The 2,604-nt window shown below is 59.7% G+C and carries 1 protein-coding gene; it reads left to right on the top strand.

Annotated features, from left to right (window positions below; all coding sequences use genetic code 11):
* Positions 1–122: 122 nt before the first annotated feature.
* A partial coding sequence (gene rnr / locus ACODSD_RS24715; RefSeq protein WP_488878602.1) for a ribonuclease R occupies positions 123–2,604 on the top strand: 2,482 nt, incomplete at its 3' end.

Genomic DNA, 2,604 nt, shown 5'->3' with positions numbered 1-2,604 from the left:
CCTTGCGGGCGCTAGGACCTGAACCTAGTGCGTCTACCAATTCCGCCACCTGGGCTTCGCTTTGCTGTATTATTTCGCTGCATCTCTGCAACGAGATGCGAATTATAGACATATTCTTGAGGGTGTCAATGGCTAGAACACAAAAAAAACAAAAGACCCTGTCCCTCCGCGAACAGGACCCCTTCCTGGAACGGGAAAAACTTAAATATTCCAATCCCTTGCCGAGCCGTGAGTTCGTTTTAAAAATTCTGGCCGAGCAGGGGGTGCCGCTGTTTCCTGACGAATTAGCGCGCATGTTGTCGATTGCGCGGGCCGAATCTATTTATTTCGAGCGTCGATTGCGGGCAATGGAACGTGACGGCGAAATCATCATCAATCGCAAAGGCGCGGTTTGCGTTGCCCAAAAGCTGGATCTGATCAAGTGCAAAGTATCCGGTCATCGCGATGGCTACGGTTTTGCCATCCCGGATGAAGGCGAAGGCCAGGGCGGCGATATTTTCCTGCCTGAGCGGGAAATGAAAAAAGCGATGCATGGCGATCGGGTGATGGTCCGTCCGTCCGGCGTCGATCGTCGAGGCCGCCAGGAAGGCAAGATCGTTGAGGTGCTGGACCATGTGGTGACGCGGCTGGTTGGCCGCATCAACCGGGTTCGGGGCGTGTGGGTGGTGACGGCGGAAGACCGTCGCATCAATCACGACATACTGATTGAGCCGGGCGGCGAGGCGGGGGCCAAGGACGGTCAGGTGGTGATGGTGGAAATCCTCCAACACCCGGACGCCTATCGTCAGCCTGTCGGCCAGGTGGTGGAAGTGCTGGGCAACTATGCCGACCCCGGCATGGAGATCGAGATCGCGCTGCGCAAGCACGACCTGCCTCACCAATTCCCGGAGGCGGTGCTGGCTCAGGCCAAGGCGACGCCGAAGAAGGTTCGCAAGAAAGACTGGACCAAGGATCGCGTCGACCTGCGCGATTTGCCCCTGGTGACGATAGACGGCGAAACCGCGCGCGACTTCGATGACGCCGTGTATGCGGAGAAGCAGGGCAAGGGCTTCCGCCTGGTGGTGGCGATTGCCGACGTCAGCTTCTATGTGGAGCCGGGCGACGCCTTGGATCAGGAGGCGCTCAATCGGGGTACTTCGGTCTACTTCCCGCGCCGTGTCATTCCCATGCTGCCGGAAGCCTTGTCCAACGGCATTTGCTCTTTGAACCCGGATGTGGAGCGTATGTGCATGGTCTGCGATATGCAGATCAACGCCAAGGGCGTGGTCAAGCGCTACCAGTTCTATCCGGCGGTGATGCTGTCCAAGGCCAGGCTGACCTATACCCAGGTTTGGGACTGGATCCAGAAAGGCAGCGACAGCCCGCTGTTGCCGCAGATCCAGACCCTGTATTCCTTGTTCAAAGTGCTGCTGGCCGCGCGTAGTCAGCGCGGGGCGATCGAGTTCGACTCGGTGGAGACTCAGATGATCTTCAACGACGCGGGCAAGATCGAGCGCATCGTGCCGGTGGTGCGCAACGATGCCCATCGCCTGATTGAGGAATGCATGCTGGCGGCCAACGTCTGCGCGGCAGATTTCCTGGAGCAGAACGGGCACAAGGCTTTGTATCGGGTGCATGAAGGCCCGACCGAGGAGAAGCTGGAGAATCTGCGCAACTACCTGCGCCTGGTCGGTTTGAGTCTGGGCGGCGGGGAAAAGCCTACGGCCAAGGACTACGCCAAACTGGCGGAACAGATTCATGGGCGGCCCGATGCGCCGGTATTGCAAACCATGTTGCTGCGTTCCATGCAGCAAGCGGTTTATACCCCGGACAATAACGGCCACTTCGGCTTGGCTTACGAGGCTTACGCGCACTTCACTTCGCCGATTCGCCGTTACCCGGACTTGTTGGTGCACCGTTCGATCAAGGCGGTGCTCAAAGGCGGCAAATACAAGCCGGGCAAATGGGCGCAACTGGGCGTGCACTGCTCCATGACCGAGCGCCGGGCGGACGACGCCAGCCGCGACGTCGAGTCCTGGCTGAAAACCTACTATATGCGGGACAAGGTAGGCGAGATCTTCAAGGGCAAGATCTGCGCGGTGACCAGCTTCGGCGTATTCGTATTGCTGGATGAGGTGTATGTCGAAGGCCTGGTGCATATCTCCGAACTGGGCAAGGACTACTTCCACTTCAAAAAGGACGTCCAGGCGATTGTCGGAGAGAAGAGCGGCATGCAATACCGCTTGGGCGATACGCTGACCGTGAAGGTGATGAGCGCCAATCTGGAAAGCGCTCAAGTCGACTTCGCTCTGGTCAAGGAAGGCGACCTGCAAACCGCCAGGCCAGTGCCCGCGCGCAGCGCCGGCGCGCGCCAGGGCGGTTCGCGCCGGGCTGCCGAGCCTAAGCCTGTAGAGGCAAAGCCGCCGGCATTGCCAGCGGCACCCAAGGGGCGAAGCAGAGGGGGGGCTCAATCGCCGGTGTCGAAGCCTGCGGTCAACAAGCCTGTGGCGAGTCCGTCCGCCGCGAGCGCGCCGGCGGAGAGCAAGCCAGTAGCGAGCAAGCCAGTAGCAAGCAAGCCAGTAGCAAGCAAGCCAGTAGCAAGCAAGCCAGTAGCAAGCAAGCCAG

It is taken from the genome of Chromobacterium sp. FG22 (genome assembly GCF_057809415.1).
Note: the sequence above shows the minus strand (reverse complement) of the source record. Positions and strands in the feature narration are given on the sequence as shown.